Here is a 16,163-nt window from a genome sequence, read left to right on the forward strand (position 1 = left end):
AGATCCTTGTCAGTGACAATGTGTGATCCACCCACCCATCGAAGTGAGCATCGGAAAACATGAGCAGTGAAAGCCCAACCCCGTTCCGTACCGTTCTGCGTGGCTACGAGCCTGCCCAGGTGGACCAGCACATCCGTGAGCTGACCACCTCCCTGACCGCGTTGCAGCAGCAGTCCGAGCAGCTGCAGCGGCACGTTCAGGAGCTGCAGTCCCGCACGGACGCTGCGGAGGCGGCTGTTATCTCCGCCCAGGAGGACTCGAAGGACCGCGCGCCGACGTTCACCGAGTTCGGTGAGCGGGTGGCGAAGATCCTGTCGCTGGCCGACGACGAGGCCCGTGACCTGGTGACCCGCGCCCGCACCGACGCGGAGGCGATCGTCGCCGACGGCGAGGCGCACGCGAAGAAGGTCCGCAAGGAAGCCGAGCAGTACTCGCTGGACTGGAAGAGCGAGGTCGACGCCGAGGCCGCCCGGATCCTCGAGGAGGCCCGGACCCAGGCCGACGACATGCGTGACGAGGCCGAGCGCGACGCCACCGCGCGGCGCAGCGAGGCGCAGGCGCTGTACGAGCAGGAGCGGGCCAAGTCCGCGCAGGCCGCGGCCGCCTTCGAGACCACCCTGGCCGAGCGCCGGGGCAAGGTCGAGCAGGAGTTCGCTGCCCGTACCGCGCTGGCCGAGCAGCAGCTGGCCGCCGTCACCGACCGCGCTGCTCAGGTGCAGCGTGAGGCCGACCGGTCCCGGTCCGAGGCCGAGCGGTTGTCCCAGCAGCAGCTGGCCGACGCGAACCGGCAGGCCCAGGAGATCGTCGCCGCCGCGAAGGACAAGTCCGAGCGGATCCGTGCCGAGTCCGAGCGCGAGCTCGCGGCCGCGACGCAGCGCCGGGACAGCATCAACGCGCAGCTGACCAACGTCCGCCAGATGCTGGCGACGCTGTCCGGCCAGCCCGCGATGCCGCTCGACCTGCTGGCCGACGACGAGGCGGACGCCACCACCGGCAGCAAGAAGAACTGAAACACCAACCCCGTGAGAAGCCGGCTCGACCCCTCGAGCCGGCTTCTTGGGTGATGGACGTCTACGAGGCCGCCGACACGAACGTCGCCGCGGCCTTCAGCCTTTTCGGCCGGTACGGCGCCGGTGCGACGCTCGACGGACGCCCAGGACTGCTGCTGGTCGCGGCGGCGTCCGAGTACGCCGGTGCCTTCCACAACGCGGCGTTGAGAACCGACCCGGCAGCGGATCCCCACCGGGTTGTCGAGGACATGCTGTCCTTCGGGCGGGCGCAGCGCCGGGACATGGTGCTGTGGGCATCGACCCATCGGGACCGGGATCTCGCTGACGCGGCTGAGGCGCGGGGGCTGCAGGTTCGGTCGACCGCGGTGGGGATGGCGCTGCGTTCGGCGCCGGCGCTTGAGGTGCCCGGTGAGGTTGAGTTGGTTGCCGGTGATGTCGCCGGGTTTGCGGCGGTGCATCGGGAGGTTGTTGCCGAGGTTGGTGCCGTTCCGCAGTTCGCGAGTGCCGACGTGTTGCGTGCGACGTCGACGGTGGTCGCTTATGTGGACGGTACGGCGGTGGCGTGTGCGATGGGTGCGCGCAGTGGGCGTACGGCGGGGGTCTACTGGGTTGCGACTCGTCCTGGGCTGCGGCGGCGGGGGTACGGGCGGCTGGTGACGGCTGCGGTGGCGCGCGCCGGGTTCGAGGACGGGGCCGAGGTCGTCGTGCTGCAGGCGACGGCGATGGGGGTGCCGGTCTACGAGCGGCTCGGGTTCGAGAGGTTCACGGAGTATCGGCGGTTCGGTCAGGCCGGGAGCCGGTAGTGGGCGTTGGGGAGGGGCTCGACGAGGCCGTCGGCGACCAGGCCGTCGAGGGCGCGTTCGCGTTGGGGGGCGTGCGGCCAGGCGGCGTCGAGGGTCGGTTTGGGCACGGGCGTCGACGCGGCGCGGAGTACGGCGAGGAGGCGGCCGCGCGCCTGGCGGTCGGTGCCTTCGTAGGTTTGGCCGCGGCGGGGCGGGCCGTCGTACGGCGGGCTGCCGGCCAGGATCCAGGCGCACTGCGACCGGATCGGGCAGTCCGTGCAGTTCGGCGTACGGGCGGTGCAGATCAGGGCGCCGAGCTCCATCGACGCGACGGCCCACTTGGCGGCGGTCGGTTCGTCGGCGGGGAGGGCGCTGACGGCGAGGCGCTGGTCGGCGGCGGTGGGGGAGACGGTCGGTTGCGCGACACCCGTCAGCGAGCGGGCGAGGACGCGCCGTACGTTCGTGTCGACGACCGCGTGCCGCCGGCCGAAGGCGAACGACGCGATCGCGGCCGCCGTGTACGTCCCGACCCCGGGAAGCGCGAGCAGTGCCTCGTGGTCGTCGGGTACGGCGCCACCGTGATGCTCCACGATCGCCTGAGCCGCCGCGTGCAGCCGTAGGGCGCGCCTGGGGTACCCGAGCCGGTCCCAGGCCCGCACAGCCTCACCAGGAGCCTCTGCGGCCAGGTCTGCCGGTGCAGGCCACCGCTCCAGCCAGCGTTGGTACGCCGGGAGCACCCGGTTGACCGGTGTCTGCTGCAGCATGAACTCGCTGACCATCACCGCCCACGCCCCGGCCCCGGGTTCCCGCCACGGCAGCACCCGCTTGTTGGCGTCGTACCACCGCAACACCGGGTCATGGAGGGCTAACGGCGAGCCTGAGTGGTCCAGCACAGTGCCGATATTAGAGTGCGCTTCATGAGCAGTCTGCTCCGTCCGGTCGGGCACCTGCCCGCGAGCGTGTACTGGTTCCGGCGGGGACTCGTGCTCGCGGTCGTTGTGGTGCTGATCATCTTGATCTCGAATCTGTTCGGCGGCGGCGGTGACGCCCGGAACGCGGCCGCGTCGGACCCGCAGCCGAACCCGACGACCGCGCCGCCGGCCTCGGCCCCCAGCACGACGCCGACGGCAACCAAGAAGCCGACCTCGACTCCGACCAAGACGCACACGCCGACGCCGACGCCGACCAGGACGACCCCGCCCACGGACCTCCCGTGCAAGGGGACGGACCTGAACGTCGCCGCCCTCCCGGCGAACCGGAAGATCGTCTCCGGCTCGATGCTGAACTTCGTCGTCCAGCTGACCCCGGCCGGCGACGGCTGCAAGGCGACCACCGACAACCTCACGATCACCGTGACGTCCGGCACCGACCTGATCTGGAGCACCTCGCAGTGCGAGAAGGCGATCCAGAACGCCACCCTCGTCGTTGCCAAGGGCAAGCAGTCCGCGGTGACCGTGCCGTGGGACGGACACCGGTCCAGGCCTGGCTGTCTTCCGGGTCAACCGGTGGCCAAGCCTGGCACCTATGTCGTCAAGGCCGAGTACGACGGCCGCCTGTCGGGCGCCCAGGCCTTCCAGGTCGTCTGATCAGCCGGCTTCGGCGGCGGCGGTCTCCGGCTTCTTCTGCAGGTGGCTCGGCGCCGTGAACAGCAGCGCCGCGACCAGCCCGATCAGCAGCACCAGCGCGGGCAGTACGAGCGACTGCGCCATCGAGTCGCTGAACCCCTGCCGCACCACCGCCGGCAGCTTCCCGCTGGAGAAGCCTTCCGCGGACGCGCCACCGCTCATCCCGGGCAGGTTGTGCGCCAGCCGCGACTCCATCAGTACGGCGATGCTCGCGCTGCCCAGCACCGCGCCGACCTGCCGCGTCGTGTTGTAGACGCCGGCGCCCGCACCCGCCTGGTGCATCGGGAGGTTCCGGGTGGCCGTCGTACCGAGTGGCGCCCACATGAAGCCGTTCGCGACCCCGAGCAGCGCGATCGGCAGCAGCAGGTGCCAGATCGGTACGTCGGGTTCGATCACCTGGCTCATCCAGAACATCGACACCGCGCAGCACGCCAGCCCGAACCCGGCGATGAACCGCGGCGGCGTCCGGTCCACCAGCCGGCCGACGAACGGCGCCAGCGCCCCCGAGATGACCGCCATCGGGACCAGCAGCAGCGCCGACCGGGTCGGCGACAGTCCACGGACGGCCTGTGCCCAGAGCATCAGCGGGAACGCCATCGCGGTGATCGCGAACCCGACGGTGGTGATCGCGACGTTCGCGAGCGAGAAGTTCCGGTCCTTGAACAACCCGAGCGGCAGCAGCGGCTCGCCCTTGTTCCGGGACTGCCAGATCACGAAGCCCGCGAGGACGACGACACCGGCGATGATCAGGCCCCACACCGAGATCGGGCCGGTGATCGTGCCCCAGTTGTACTTCTGCCCCTCCTGGATCCCGAACACCAGCAGGAACAGCCCGGCCGCGCTCAGCACCACGCCGACCAGGTCGAACTTGTGCTCGTGGGTCGGCAGGTCCGGCACCAGCCGCAGCGCGAGGAAGAAGCCGACCACGCCGACCGGCGCGTTGATGAAGAAGATCCACTGCCAGCCGAGCCCGTCGACCAGTACGCCGCCGAGGATCGGGCCGACCAGCGTCGCCACGCCGGCGGTCGCGCCCCACAGGCTCATCGCCCGGCCGCGCTGGTTCGGCGGGAAGATCCGGGTGATGACGGCCATTGTCTGCGGCGTCATCATCGAGGCGCCGAGGCCCTGGAACACCCGGGCCACGATCAGCAGCTCGATCGTGTTCGTCAGGCCGCACCACACCGACGCGAGCGTGAACAGCGCGAGCCCGGTCAGGTACAGCTTCTTCGGGCCGATCCGGTCGCCGAGGCGCCCGGTGATCAGCAGCGGTACGGCGTACGCGAGCAGGTACGCGCTGGTCACCCAGACGACCGTGCCGACGTCCGACCCGAGGTCCTCGAGGATCGCCGGGGTGGCGACCGAGACGATGGTCGAGTCGACCAGGATCATGAAGAAGCCGAGCACCAGCGCCCACAACGCCGGCCACGGCCGGATCTCCGGCCTCACTGTGTCTTGCGGGGCAGCCATTCCAGTTCCTTGCTCTCGATACGTTCGATGGTGTCGGCGAGCCACCCGCGCTCGGCCGCGATCTGGCCCCGGACGTAGTCCGCGGCCATCCAGTACCGCTCGGGTACGCCGGACGCCCGCGCGAGGCCGATGGCCTCGTCGACGTCGGCCAGCCAGCTGTCCAGGTCGTCGACCCGGCGGCGGAGCCGCAGTACCGCGTCGTCGGCCTCGAGGTTGTGTGCCTCGCTCAGGACGACGGGGAACAGCGGGTACTCGTAGACGAAGTTCTCCAGCCCGCTCTCCACCCGGCGGGTCAGCGCGTCGTTCCCTTCCGCGGTGATCTCGTACGTCGTGCGCTCCGGGCGGTTGCCGGCACGGTCGGTGCCGATCGCGCGGACGTACTGCTGGCCGGCCAGCCGCTCGACCGTGTGGTAGAGCGAGCCGGGCCGGGTCTTCACGATCCGGTTGTTGTGGCGGCTGAGCAGCAGTTGGTACATCTCGTACGCGTGCATCGGCCGCTCGTTCAGCAACGCCAGCACCGAGATCGCCAGCGGGGTGAGCTCAGCCATGATCCTCCAGACGGAATGTTCCATGTGGAGTATTCGCCTGCTCAGGAGGAAATGCAAGACGCCTCCGGTTCTTTGACGAACCGGAGGCGCCCTGTGACTCTCAGTGCTTAGACGTAGCGTTCCAGGATGCTGGACTCGGCCAGCCGGGACAGGCCCTCGCGGACCGTGCGGGCCCGGTTCTCGCCGACGCCCTCGACCGTCTGCAGGTCGTCGATGCTTGCCGCGAGCAACTTCTGCAGGTGGCCGAAGTGGTCGATCAGCCGGTCGATCACGGCGCCCGGCAGTCGCGGCACCTTGGCCAGCAGCCGGTACCCGCGCGGGGTGACGGCCGCGTCCAGCTGCTCGGCGCCGCCGATCTGCAGCGCGCGGGCGACCTGGCCGATGTCCAGCAGGTCGGTCGCGCTGACCGCGTCCAGCTCGAGCAGTACGTCGTCGGCGGTCTTGGCGCGCTTCCCGGTGGCCGGCGGGAGGTAGTCGCGGACGACCAGTTCGCGTTCGCCGGCGACACCCGCGACGAGCTCGTTCAGCTGCAGGGTGAGGAGCCGGCCGTCGGTGCCGAGCTCGACGACGTACCCGTCGATCTCGGTGGCGATCCGGCGGACCATCTCCAGCCGCTGCGCGACCGCCGCGACGTCGCGGACCGTGACCAGGTCCTCGATCTCCAGCGCGGACAGCGTGCCGGACACCTCGTCCAGCCGGAGCTTGTAGCGCTCCAGCGTGGCGAGCGCCTGGTTCGCCCGGGACAGGATCGCGCCGGAGTCCTCGAGCACGTAACGCTGGTCGTCGACGTACAGCGCGATGATGTGCATCGACTGCGACACCGAGATCACCGGGAAGCCGGTCTGCCGGTGCACGCGGTCGGCGGTGCGGTGCCGGGTGCCGGTCTCCTGGGTCGCGATCGCCGGGTCCGGCATCAGGTGCACGGCCGCCCGGATCAGCCGGGTGGCATCCCGGTCGAGGACGATCGCGCCGTCCATCTTGCTGAGCTCCCGCAGTCCGGTCGCGGTGAACTCGACGTCGATCTCGAAGCCGCCGGTGGAGATCGCGTCCACGGCCTTGTCGTGACCGAGCACGATCAGGGCGCCGGTCCGGCCCCGCAGAATTCGTTCCAGGCCTTCGCGCAGTTCGGTACCGGGAGCCACTGCCGCGAGCGTCGCGCGCAGCCGGGCGCCGGTGCTGTTCTTGTCCGTGTTCGCCGCCACGGAACCTGAGTCTATGCGGTTCGGCGCACGCAGTTGTGCGGATATCCGCCGCCTCGCCGCGAACCGCGGTCGCGGTCGCGCCTCCGCGGGCGGATGCGCGTGCACCCGCCCGTGCATTCGGACTGTGCAGTACTCGATTCCGGCGTACGGCGGTACGACGGTTGCGGCGTCAGGGGCAGCGGATGACCTGGCCGGCGTACGACAGGCCGCCGCCGAATCCGAACAGCAGCACCGGCGCGCCGGACGGGATCTCGCGCTTCTCGACCAGCTTCGACAGCGCGATCGGGATGCTCGCGGCCGAGGTGTTGCCGGACTCCACGACGTCCTTGGCGACCACCGCGTTGGTGGCGCCGAGGCGCTTCGCGAGCGGCTCGATGATCCGCAGGTTGGCCTGGTGCAGGACGACGCCGCCGAGCTCCTCGGGCTTCAGGCCGGCCTTCTCGCAGACCTGCTGGGCGATCTTCGGCAGCTGCGTGGTGGCCCAGCGGAAGACGCTCAGACCCTCCTGCTGGAACGGGCCTTCGCGGCCCTCGATCCGGACCGCATCGGACATCTCCGGCACCGAGCCCCACACCACCGGGCCGACACCGGCCTGGTCGTCGTCGGCGACCAGAACGGCCGCGCCGGCGCCGTCGCCGATCAGCACGCAGGTGGTGCGGTCGGTCCAGTCCGTCCAGTCGCTGAGCTTCTCGACGCCGATCACGACCGCCTTCGTCGCGGCACCGGCGCGGATCGCCTGGTCGGCGGTCGCCAGCGCGTACGCGAACCCGGAGCAGGCGGTGTTCAGGTCGATGGCGGCCGGGTTGCCGAGGCCGAGCCGGGCGGCGACCCGGGCCGCGATGTTCGGCGACCGGTCGATCGCGGTGCAGGTGGCGACGATCACGTAGTCGATCTCGGTGACGTCCAGGCCGGCGTTCGCGATCGCCTTGTCGGCGGCCCGCCAGGCCATCTCGTCGACGGACTCGTCCGGGGCGGCGATCCGGCGTTCGCGGATCCCGACCCGGCTCTGGATCCACTCGTCGTTGGTCTCGACCATGGTGGCGAGCTCGGCGTTGGTGAGCACCCGCTCGGGCTGGTAGTGGCCGAGCGCGACAACTCTGGATCCGGTCATCTACCTGCTCCTGCGGGTTCGTCGGGCCTGGGGGCGAACCCAGAGTACGTTCCCGGCCCGGGTGCTGTTGATCCCCTGTCTCACACCTGTGGCAGGGAACACAGGCCTGCTAGGCCAACCCGGCGGCGCTCAGCGCCGAGCGCAGGTCGGGGGCGGCGAAGGTGCGGAGGCCGTACTTCTTCTGGATGTCCATTGGCTTCGCCTCGCGGCTGCGGTTCGGGACGTCGGCCGGGATGATCGCCTTGGTGAACCCGAGCCGGGCCGCCTCCGCGAGCCGTTTCTCCAGGCCGCCGACCCGGCGCACCTCACCGGCCAGCCCGACCTCGCCGATCGCGATCAGGCCGGGATGGATCGGCTTGTCCATCACCGACGACGCGACCGCGATCGCCACCGACAGGTCCGCGACCGGCTCGGTGATCTTCACCCCGCCGACGGTCGCGACATACACCTCCTGGTCGGTCAGCTTCAGCCCGGCCCGGTTGCCCAGCACGGCGAGCACCATCGCGACCCGGGACGACTCCAGCCCGGACGTCGTCCGCCGGGGTTGCGGCGCGGCCGACGGGCCGACCAGCGCCTGGACTTCGGCCAGCAACGGCCGGCGGCCCTCCATCATCACGGTCACGCACGTCCCCGCGACCGGCTCGGCGTGCTCGGAGACGAACAGCCCGGTCGGGTCGGTGACCTCGACGATGCCGGTGTCGACCATGTCGAAGCAGCCGACCTCGTCGGACGGGCCGAACCGGTTCTTGGTCGCGCGCACCATCCGGAACCCGGAGTGCCGGTCGCCGTCGAACGCCAGCACGACGTCCACCAGGTGCTCGAGCATCCGCGGCCCGGCGATCGCGCCGTCCTTGGTGACGTGCCCGACCAGGACCACCGCGATGTGCCGCTCCTTGGCCAGCCGGACCAGCGCGCCGGTCACCTCGCGGACCTGGGTCACGCCGCCGGGCGCACCGTCGACCTCGGGATGCGCCATCGTCTGCACGGAGTCGATCACCAGGAACGTCGGCTCGACCGCGTCGACCTGGCCGACGACCGCGCCCAGGTCGGTCTCGGCGGCCAGATACAGGTCGTCGACGAGCGCGTCGGTCCGTCCGGCGCGCAGCCGCACCTGGGCGGCCGACTCCTCGCCGGACACGTACAGCGTCCGCTCGCCGCCGCGGGCGGACTGCGCCGCGACCTCGAGCAGCAGCGTGGACTTGCCGACGCCGGGCTCGCCGGCGAGCAGGATCACCGCGCCCGGCACCACCCCGCCGCCGAGCACCCGGTCCAGCTCGCCGATCCCGGTCGGCCGGGACTCGGCCTCGATCGCGGACACCTTGGCGATCGGCATCGCCGGCGAGGACACCGGCCCGGCGGTGATCCGGGCGGCCTTCGGCGCACCCACCTCGGCGACCGTGCCCCACGCCTGGCACTCGCCGCACCGCCCGATCCAGCGCGCCGACGTCCACCCGCACTCCGAGCACGCGTACGCCGATTTGCCCTTCGCCTGAGTCGCCGCCTTCGCCATGGACCCCAACCTATTTGAGGCCGCCGACAAAACGCCTGAAGGCACGTTTCAGCCAGGTCCCGGCCTTGCGGTGCGGCGGGTCGTCGTCGACCTCCGGTACGTCGGCGATCCGCTGCGCCGCGTCGAGGTACCGGGTGAGGATCTCGCTCTCAGAGGTCCGCAGCTCGCGGCTCTGTTCGAGCAGCAGCAGGGCGGTCTCGCGGTTGCCGGCGGCGACCTCCGCGGAGCCCAGGTGCTGCAGGCAGCGGGCGTGGCCTTCGCGTTCGTCGATCTCGGCGTACAGGTCGGCGGCATGTTCCCAGCGGCTCACTGCCTCGTGCCGGTTGCGTTGCATCCAGGCGGCGACACCGATGAGCTCCAGGGCATGGGCTTCCCCGCTGACGTCGCCTGCCGCTGTCGCGTGGGCGTGTGCGGGCCGGAGGTGTTCGAGAGCGCCTTCGCTGTCGTACTGGTACAGGTGTACGACGGCCAGGTTGATGGAGATCGCTACGTCAGCAGCCAGGTCCGGGCCGGGCCGACGGAGCCGGGCCTCGTCCAGACGGTCCCGTGCGTTCAGTACGGCCTCGTCGCGGTCGTTGCCGGCCGGTGCTCGATCCGCGATGGCCAGGTTCACCAGGGCTCGCTCCACCTGCCGCCGTGTCTTCAACGCGAACGCCGTACGGCCGTTGGTGCCGATGTTGTCCGAGACGCTCAGCCGCGCGTTGGCCGTGTCCAGATCACCCAGCATGCGGTACGCCGTTGCCGCGCGGGCTGCTGCGAGTTCGGAGAGGCTCCGGTGGCCGGCCGCTTCGGCTGCCGCGGTCAGCAGCTCGCTGAGCTGGAGCAGCGCCTCCGGGTGCGGACGGCGTACGTACCAGGCCTCCAGTGCGTCGCAGATGCGGGCAAAGTCGTCGATGGCGTCGTTGTGCGGGGTCTCGGCTGCCAGCAGCTGCCAGAGGCGGTCCTCGTTCAGCGTGAACCACTCGGCCGCGGCCATGCCGCCGGCGTTGGAGCCGAGCGCGACCATCCACTGCTCTGCTTCCTCGGCTGCCGTGTGGAGGTCGCTCGTCCCCTGTTGCCGTCGCCTGCGTACCCGCTTTGCCCGGGCACGCAGCCGGATGATGATGGCGACCACGAGCAGGAGGGTGACGGAGCCCCCGACCCACGGCACGATGCCGCCCTGGGTGAAGCTCTGGCCGAGCAGTTGCGATGTGAGGTCGGTAAGTAGCGGAGATGCGACCGCGCCGATGGTCAGTAGCACCACTTGGGTCCGCGACGGCTCTTCTTGCTCCTCGTCGCTCATGGCCGGCTCCCTGTGGTGAGCCCACGCACCACGGTGCGCCAGAAGGACAGCAACAGCACCACGGGTACGACGGACGCGACAACAGCCGCGGCTGCGACGGGCCCGCTCGACGTGGAGAACTGCCGAGCCTCACCCCACAACACCAACGAGAGCGGCGTCGTACCCGGCCCACTGATCAAGAACCCAACGATGAAGTCGTTCCACACCAGGGCGAACTCCAACACCGCAACAGCGATCAGTGCTGGTCGATACGTCCGCTGCACGGTCGCAAGTACTGCGCTTTGCCGCACCGGTCCCTGCAGCACCTCCGACACCACAGCAGGCGGCGCCGACGCGAAGGCCGACCGCAACAGCAGTACTGCGAACGGCAGGCCGGCCGCCGCGTGTACCAATGCCAGCGCAACCCGTGATCCAGCGAGCCCGGTCGCGTCGATCGCGTCGCGCAAGGGGGCGGCGTACATCTGCACAGGCGTCACCGCGAGTACGACGAACACGCCCATCGCGATCCGCCCGAGCCGCGGCGGCAGACCGCCCCACGCGACCAAGTACGCCGTAGGCACTGCAATCACCAGCAGTACGGCGGTTGCGGCCGTGGCTATGACCAGTGTGGACAGCAACGCCCGGAACAACCCGACGTTGGCCGCATCCGCGAACGACGAGAACCCAAGACCCGACGGAGACCACCAGCCACGCAGGCCCGCCTGCCGTGGCGAGTGGAGCGCCGTTGCGACGAGCACTACCGCCGGAAACACCCACACCAGCGCCACAGCCGACCCGATGAACCAGCCGAGCCGCCGTACCACCCGCCGTGGCCGAGGCTTCCGCAACGCGGGCTCCTGCGGTACGACGGACACCGGCATCGCCCAACGCCGACGCCGCAGCCCCCGTAGGCCGATCAGCCCGACAGCCGCGACGATCGCGAACAGCACGACACCCAACGCCGCCGTACGGCCGGAGTCCACGTTGGACGTGGACGCCCGCCACCAGTTCAGCCCCAGTACGTCGGCAGACCGCTGCATGGACCCCGGTACGACGATCAGCACCAGGTCGAACACCCGTACGGCGGCAATGACCAGCGTCAGCGTGACCACACCCGTGATCGGGCGCAGCAGCGGGATCTCCAACGCCCACAGGCGTTTCCAGCCGCGTACGCCCTCGGCCGCGAGTGTCCGCGACATGTCGTCGGGGATGGCGTCCAGCCCGGCGCGGAACAGCGACACGACGTACCCGAGCCACGTCCAGCCGAACGCGGACATCAGAACGATCCAGAACAGACCAGGACCAAGCCACACCGGGCTGGAGCCGAACAGGCGGGTCGTGACCGCCGTGATCGTGCCGCGTTCCGGTGTCGGGTCGAAGATCATCCGGAAGGTCGCACCGGACACCAGCACCGAGACCGCGAACGGAATGACCAGCGCGGGCTGCAGCAACGTCGTCACCGCGGGCAGCCGATAACTCAACAGCGCAAGGGAAAACCCAACGGCCACCGTGCCGAAGGCGATCAGCACCCACAACAGGCTGTTGACCACAGCATGCAATGCGCCCGGGTCGCCGATCACCGCGAAGTTCCCGAGCCCGAAGTGGTTGTTCGTGACGAACGCCTTCACGACGGTGACGCCGATCGGCACCAGCAGTACGCAGCTGAGCAGCAAGGCCGGCAAGCCGAGCAGGAACGGTCCGGCCGGTCGCCGCGGCTTGCCCTGCACCGGGCGCCCGGTGATCTCGCGGCCGACCACCTCGAGCGACAGGCCGTTCGTGTGCAGCCCCATCAGCTCGCCTCCGCCTTCCGCATCGTGCGCAGCGCCGCGTCGACCGCGTCCGGTACGGCGTCGACGCCCTCGCCGACCGCGATCAGGAAGTCCGTCAGCACCCGCCACAGGCCGTTGATGCCGCCGAGCGCACCGAGCAGGTCGGACAGGTCGAACTGCAGCTGCTCGCCCGGCATCGTGAGCTGCTCCGCGAGCCGGGTGAGCTCGGGGGAGTACCCGGTGGTGCGTCCGTCGACCAGGAAGCCGCCCTCGGCGATCCACGGATCCACCGCCTTGGGATCGGTCAGCCGCCGGACCAGGTCGCGCGAGTCGTCCGAGCTCGGTGCCGTCAGCACCATCACGTCACCGCCCACGACCACCGGCGCGGCAGCCCCCGCGGACATCCGCGGGAACGTGAAGAGGTCGATGTCGCCCGGATCCGCCGCGAACGAGCGGACCACCGGCTCCGCGAAGTCGGACGCGAGCACCATCGCGGCCCGGCGATGCCCGAACACCTCCACCAGCGCGTCCGGGAACTGCTGGACCAGCGACTGCTTCACCCCGCCGGCCAGCGCACCGGGCGCCGACCACATCGTGCCCAGCAGCCGCAGCGCGGCCCCGAACTGCGGCTGCTGTGACGGGCGCGGGTGCTCCGCCATCGCAAGACCGACGTACACCGAAGGCGCTATGCCCAGCAGGATGTTCTCCAGGAAGTCCGTGAGCACCCAGCCGTCTCCCGCGCCCAGGGCCAACGGTGTGACGCCTGCTTTCGTCAGGGTCCGGTTCAGCTCCAGCCACTCCGACCATTGCTGCGGTGGTTGTACGCCGACCTGCTGGAACACCGACGGGCGGTACCAGACCGCGGACTTGTGCGCTGTTTTGAACGGAACGCCGTACGTCTGCCCTCTCTGCACCAGGAGGTCCCGCCAGAGCCTCGTCTGGCCGTGTGGGGCGAGGTCGTCGGGCATCGGCGCCAGCTCCTGCCAGTGCTCCCGTACGAGGCCGGGCTGCGGCAGCATCACTACGTCCGGCCTCCTGGCCGCGGGAGCGTCGAAAGCAGTGGAGATGTCGTCGCCGAGCGGTACGACCTCTACGGGGTAGCTCAGCGAGCCAAGGCCGCTCAGCACCTTGTGGAACGCGCGTAGCTCCTCACCACTCCAGCTGACAGCCACCCGGACCGCACGGCGCAGTCCTAGCACGTCGCTTGAGCACCCGGTCAGCAAGAGCGTCGTTGCGGCGGCTCCGAGGAACGCCCTGCGGCTACTCGGCATCGTCAAATCCAGCAGTACGGGTCGTGCTGGTCGTGATGAGCAGCAGGGCGACCGAGGCAAGGTCAGGATTGGGCCGGATCGACAGGAGCGAGCCCCAGGTCGGCAGGCCGTTCGCGTCCTCCAAAACGATCACCCGCGGGTAGGCGCCGAGTGCCCGGGCCACACCGGTCAGTCTGCGGCGCCCTGGCGTGATCTCGTGCGGGTAGCGGTCCAGTACATCCTCGAGCCCACAGCCGAAAGCCTGCACCCGGCTCTGCTCGCGGGCAGCCTGCTTGGTGATCGAGTGCGTCGTCAGATGCCCGTGTACGACGTTGCCGAGCACGGTGAGGTGGGGGAGCAGTCCGCCCTCGGCCGGCACCAGCCGGACCGCGCCACCGGCCAGGACGATCGCGTTGGGCGGTGGATCGTCCAGCCCGGTCAGGAGGTCCGCCAGCCTGCGACGGTCGGCCGCATGGGGCACCACCACCGCACGCTGCTCACCTACGTCGATCCGGAGTCGCTCCGGCAACCCCGGCACGCGTTCGAGCAGCAGTCCGTCCATCTGTGCCCGGCGCCTCCCAAGACTGCCCCGTCGAATCGGTTCGTCAACCCTATGGGGAGTGAGGGCCCGTCGCAGGCCACAGGGTGTCGCTCAGTAACCGCGGCTCCACAGGTTGATCGCGTAGTCGACCTCGACACCGGTGTGTGAGGCCAGGATCCGGCGGGCGTCCTTGGGGGTGAACTCGATCTTCACCACCGCCTCCAGGTCGGCTCTGCTCTCGAACCGCCAGCCCATGTCCAGCCGGGTCCGGTGCCAGCCGCGGTCCGCCCAGAACCGTTCGACGACCGGCGCCTTGATCATCGGGTACGACGTACTGAACCACCGCCCGAACGTCGACCGGCTGCCGTCGTTGTCGATCACGAACGCGGTCCCGCCGCGGCGCATCACCCGGTCCAGCTCGGTCAGCCCGGGCTCGCACCCCGGCCCGAAGAAGTACGCCCAGCGCGCGTGCATCACGTCCACCGACGCGTCCGGCACCGGCAACCGCTGCGCCGAACCCTGCCGTACGTCGACGTTCGCCAACGCCTGGGTACGCCGCCGGGCCGCCTCCGCGAGGCCACCGTGCGGCTCGACGCCGATGACGTGGGAAGCCGTCCGCGCGAACATCGGCAGGTAGAACCCGGTACCACAGCCGATGTCGAGCACGTTCCCGCCGGCCCAGTCCCGGATCGCGCGCATCGCCGGCTCGATCACGCCGTTCGGGTCGACCGCCCGGTTCTCGATCTCGTACACCTTCGGGTGCTGCCAGATGTTCGGGCTCGGGATCCCGCCTTCCGCGATGCTCACCCGTCAGACCCTAGCCATCGCCTGCTTGGTCGTAGCGGCCAGCAGTGCCGCCGGGACGAGCAGGATGCCGCAGAAGACCGCCAGCCAGTGGAAGCCGAGGTGAGCCAGCACCGGCCCGGCAGCTGTGCCCGAAAGGGAAGCCAGGATGCCCATTGTGAGATCGGAGAGGCCCTGTGCCGACGTACGGATCTCGTCCGGGACCGACCGGGACAGCAAGGTGGAGCCCGCGACCAGGCAGGCCGACCAGCCGAGGCCTAGCGTGAACAACGCGAGCCCGGTGAGCGCGTGCGCGTTGTCGGGAGCAACGGCGGCCAGTGTCATCGCGACAGCCAGGATGCCGAGGCCGATGCCGATCGTGGGGGTGCGGCCGAGCCGGTCCGCGAGCCAGCCGGTCACCGGGGACAGCGCGTACATGCCGGCCACGTGGCCGCTGATGACGAAGCCGACGATGGTCAGCGAAGCACCGTGGTGCCGCAGGTGGACCGAGGTCATCGACATCACCCCGACCATCACGGCGTGCGCCGTGGCGATCGCCAGCAGGCCCAGCCGTGCGTGCGGGATGCTCACGACCTGGCGGAACGTCTCTGCCAGCGGCTGGCGCTCCACCTTGCCAGGACGCACCTGGCTGCGCATGCCTGTCCAGACGGTGAGCGCACTGAGCCCGAAGGCGACCACGGAGAACACGTAGGGACCGGCCAGCGCCAAGATGCCCAGCTTGCTGCCGACCGAGCCGCCGACGCCGGTCAGGTTCGGGCCGATGATCACGCCGATCGTGGTGGCCCACACGACCAGCCCGAGCGAACGGGCGATCTTGCTGGGCTCGGCGTTGTCGGTGGCGGCGTACCGCGACTGGAGGTTCGAGGCCGAGCCGCTGCCGAACAGGCAACCCGCGGCCAGAAGCAGGGCGAGGGAGCCCAGTTGCGCCGCGACGATGGTCAGCGCGGCACCCACGAATGCGATCAGATAGCCGAGGGTCAGCGAGACCCTACGACCGTGGGATCTGGCCAGGCCCGCGAGGGGAACGGCGAGGACGGCGGCGCCCAGGGTGGTGGAGGTGGCTACCAGGCCTGCCAGTGACGTGGAGCCGGAGACGTTCTCGGCGAGCAGCGCGGCGACCGCGAACCCGCTGGCTGTCGCGACGCCGCCGAGGGCGTTGCTGGCCACCAGAACCCGGAGAGTTGTCCGCTGCCGCTCGCTCGTCACGAGCGAACCCTCTCATGAACCTGACAGGGAAGCCGCTTATAGGATTGTCCTGACGTAACTCGACCCCGTTGGAGAGT

At 70.2% G+C, this 16,163-nt stretch carries 15 protein-coding genes; 3 read left to right on the forward strand and 12 right to left on the reverse strand.

What is annotated here, in order from left to right; all coding sequences use genetic code 11:
* The first annotated feature begins 59 nt into the window (after positions 1-59).
* Both ACQHIV_RS34150 and ACQHIV_RS34155 read left to right on the forward strand, forming a co-directional pair.
* A complete protein-coding gene (locus tag ACQHIV_RS34150) occupies positions 60-1,010 on the forward strand; it encodes a DivIVA domain-containing protein (RefSeq protein WP_427888292.1) in 951 nt (316 codons plus the stop codon).
* Between the two features lie 53 nt (positions 1,011-1,063).
* A complete protein-coding gene (locus tag ACQHIV_RS34155; protein ID WP_427888294.1) occupies positions 1,064-1,813 on the forward strand; it encodes a GNAT family N-acetyltransferase in 750 nt (249 codons plus the stop codon).
* On the opposite strand, the gene ACQHIV_RS34160 is transcribed toward ACQHIV_RS34155, so the two are convergent.
* The gene (locus tag ACQHIV_RS34160; RefSeq protein ID WP_427888296.1) at positions 1,795-2,685 is read right to left on the reverse strand and encodes an A/G-specific adenine glycosylase; all 891 of its coding nucleotides are present in this window, start codon (positions 2,683-2,685) and stop codon (positions 1,795-1,797) included. The two genes, ACQHIV_RS34155 and ACQHIV_RS34160, sit on opposite strands and share 19 nt — an antisense overlap.
* A 24-nt stretch (positions 2,686-2,709) precedes the next feature.
* On the opposite strand from ACQHIV_RS34160, the gene ACQHIV_RS34165 reads away from it, so the two are divergent.
* Positions 2,710-3,378, forward strand: coding sequence for a hypothetical protein (locus ACQHIV_RS34165; RefSeq protein WP_427888298.1), 669 nt, complete (start codon positions 2,710-2,712; stop codon positions 3,376-3,378).
* Here the strand turns inward: ACQHIV_RS34165 and ACQHIV_RS34170 are convergent, their stop codons facing one another.
* From ACQHIV_RS34170 to ACQHIV_RS34220, 11 genes are all read right to left on the reverse strand, one after another.
* Positions 3,379-4,884 (reverse strand): DHA2 family efflux MFS transporter permease subunit, encoded by a 1,506-nt coding sequence (locus ACQHIV_RS34170; protein ID WP_427888300.1) that lies wholly within the window; start codon positions 4,882-4,884, stop codon positions 3,379-3,381.
* Positions 4,860-5,432, reverse strand: a complete 573-nt coding sequence (locus ACQHIV_RS34175) for a PadR family transcriptional regulator (RefSeq protein WP_427888302.1) — start codon at positions 5,430-5,432, stop codon at positions 4,860-4,862. Before ACQHIV_RS34175 ends, ACQHIV_RS34170 begins: the two co-directional genes overlap by 25 nt.
* A 107-nt stretch (positions 5,433-5,539) precedes the next feature.
* Complete coding sequence (disA, locus tag ACQHIV_RS34180; protein ID WP_427888304.1) at positions 5,540-6,634, reverse strand: DNA integrity scanning diadenylate cyclase DisA; 1,095 nt, start codon at positions 6,632-6,634, stop codon at positions 5,540-5,542.
* Between the two features lie 169 nt (positions 6,635-6,803).
* Entirely contained in the window at positions 6,804-7,745 is a 942-nt protein-coding gene (locus ACQHIV_RS34185; protein ID WP_427888306.1) for a beta-ketoacyl-ACP synthase III, read from the reverse strand.
* Positions 7,746-7,854: 109 nt separating this feature from the next.
* Positions 7,855-9,255 carry a DNA repair protein RadA gene (gene radA / locus ACQHIV_RS34190; protein ID WP_427888308.1) on the reverse strand — a complete coding sequence of 467 codons (1,401 nt, stop codon included), beginning with the start codon at positions 9,253-9,255 and terminating at the stop codon, positions 7,855-7,857.
* Between the two features lie 10 nt (positions 9,256-9,265).
* On the reverse strand, positions 9,266-10,537 hold the full coding sequence (locus ACQHIV_RS34195) for a hypothetical protein (RefSeq protein ID WP_427888310.1): 1,272 nt from the start codon (positions 10,535-10,537) through the stop codon (positions 9,266-9,268).
* Positions 10,534-12,306, reverse strand: a complete 1,773-nt coding sequence (locus tag ACQHIV_RS34200; RefSeq protein WP_427888311.1) for an ABC transporter permease subunit — start codon at positions 12,304-12,306, stop codon at positions 10,534-10,536. The genes ACQHIV_RS34195 and ACQHIV_RS34200 overlap by 4 nt, the downstream gene beginning before the upstream one ends.
* Positions 12,306-13,556, reverse strand: a complete 1,251-nt coding sequence (locus ACQHIV_RS34205) for an extracellular solute-binding protein (RefSeq protein WP_427888312.1) — start codon at positions 13,554-13,556, stop codon at positions 12,306-12,308. Before ACQHIV_RS34205 ends, ACQHIV_RS34200 begins: the two co-directional genes overlap by 1 nt.
* Complete coding sequence (locus tag ACQHIV_RS34210) at positions 13,546-14,097, reverse strand: hypothetical protein (RefSeq protein WP_427888313.1); 552 nt, start codon at positions 14,095-14,097, stop codon at positions 13,546-13,548. The genes ACQHIV_RS34205 and ACQHIV_RS34210 overlap by 11 nt, the downstream gene beginning before the upstream one ends.
* A gap of 90 nt (positions 14,098-14,187) precedes the next feature.
* Positions 14,188-14,883 carry a class I SAM-dependent methyltransferase gene (locus tag ACQHIV_RS34215; protein ID WP_427888314.1) on the reverse strand — a complete coding sequence of 232 codons (696 nt, stop codon included), beginning with the start codon at positions 14,881-14,883 and terminating at the stop codon, positions 14,188-14,190.
* A gap of 3 nt (positions 14,884-14,886) precedes the next feature.
* Positions 14,887-16,086, reverse strand: a complete 1,200-nt coding sequence (locus ACQHIV_RS34220; protein WP_427888315.1) for an MFS transporter — start codon at positions 16,084-16,086, stop codon at positions 14,887-14,889.
* Positions 16,087-16,163 lie beyond the last annotated feature (77 nt).

The organism is Kribbella polygonati, from assembly GCF_050320105.1.
Taxonomy (GTDB): domain Bacteria; phylum Actinomycetota; class Actinomycetes; order Propionibacteriales; family Kribbellaceae; genus Kribbella.

Excerpts from the sequence above, each read along its gene's own strand:
- ACQHIV_RS34150 (WP_427888292.1), top strand. The coding sequence starts at position 60 with ATGAGCAGTGAAAGCCCAACCCCGTTCCGTACCGTTCTGCGTGGCTAC.
- ACQHIV_RS34155 (WP_427888294.1), top strand. The coding sequence starts at position 1,064 with ATGGACGTCTACGAGGCCGCCGACACGAACGTCGCCGCGGCCTTCAGC.
- ACQHIV_RS34165 (WP_427888298.1), top strand. The coding sequence starts at position 2,710 with ATGAGCAGTCTGCTCCGTCCGGTCGGGCACCTGCCCGCGAGCGTGTAC.
- ACQHIV_RS34170 (WP_427888300.1), bottom strand. The coding sequence starts at position 4,884 with ATGGCTGCCCCGCAAGACACAGTGAGGCCGGAGATCCGGCCGTGGCCG.
- ACQHIV_RS34175 (WP_427888302.1), bottom strand. The coding sequence starts at position 5,432 with ATGGCTGAGCTCACCCCGCTGGCGATCTCGGTGCTGGCGTTGCTGAAC.
- ACQHIV_RS34185 (WP_427888306.1), bottom strand. The coding sequence starts at position 7,745 with ATGACCGGATCCAGAGTTGTCGCGCTCGGCCACTACCAGCCCGAGCGG.
- radA (WP_427888308.1), bottom strand. The coding sequence starts at position 9,255 with ATGGCGAAGGCGGCGACTCAGGCGAAGGGCAAATCGGCGTACGCGTGC.
- ACQHIV_RS34195 (WP_427888310.1), bottom strand. The coding sequence starts at position 10,537 with ATGAGCGACGAGGAGCAAGAAGAGCCGTCGCGGACCCAAGTGGTGCTA.
- ACQHIV_RS34200 (WP_427888311.1), bottom strand. The coding sequence starts at position 12,306 with ATGGGGCTGCACACGAACGGCCTGTCGCTCGAGGTGGTCGGCCGCGAG.
- ACQHIV_RS34205 (WP_427888312.1), bottom strand. The coding sequence starts at position 13,556 with ATGCCGAGTAGCCGCAGGGCGTTCCTCGGAGCCGCCGCAACGACGCTC.
- ACQHIV_RS34210 (WP_427888313.1), bottom strand. The coding sequence starts at position 14,097 with ATGGACGGACTGCTGCTCGAACGCGTGCCGGGGTTGCCGGAGCGACTC.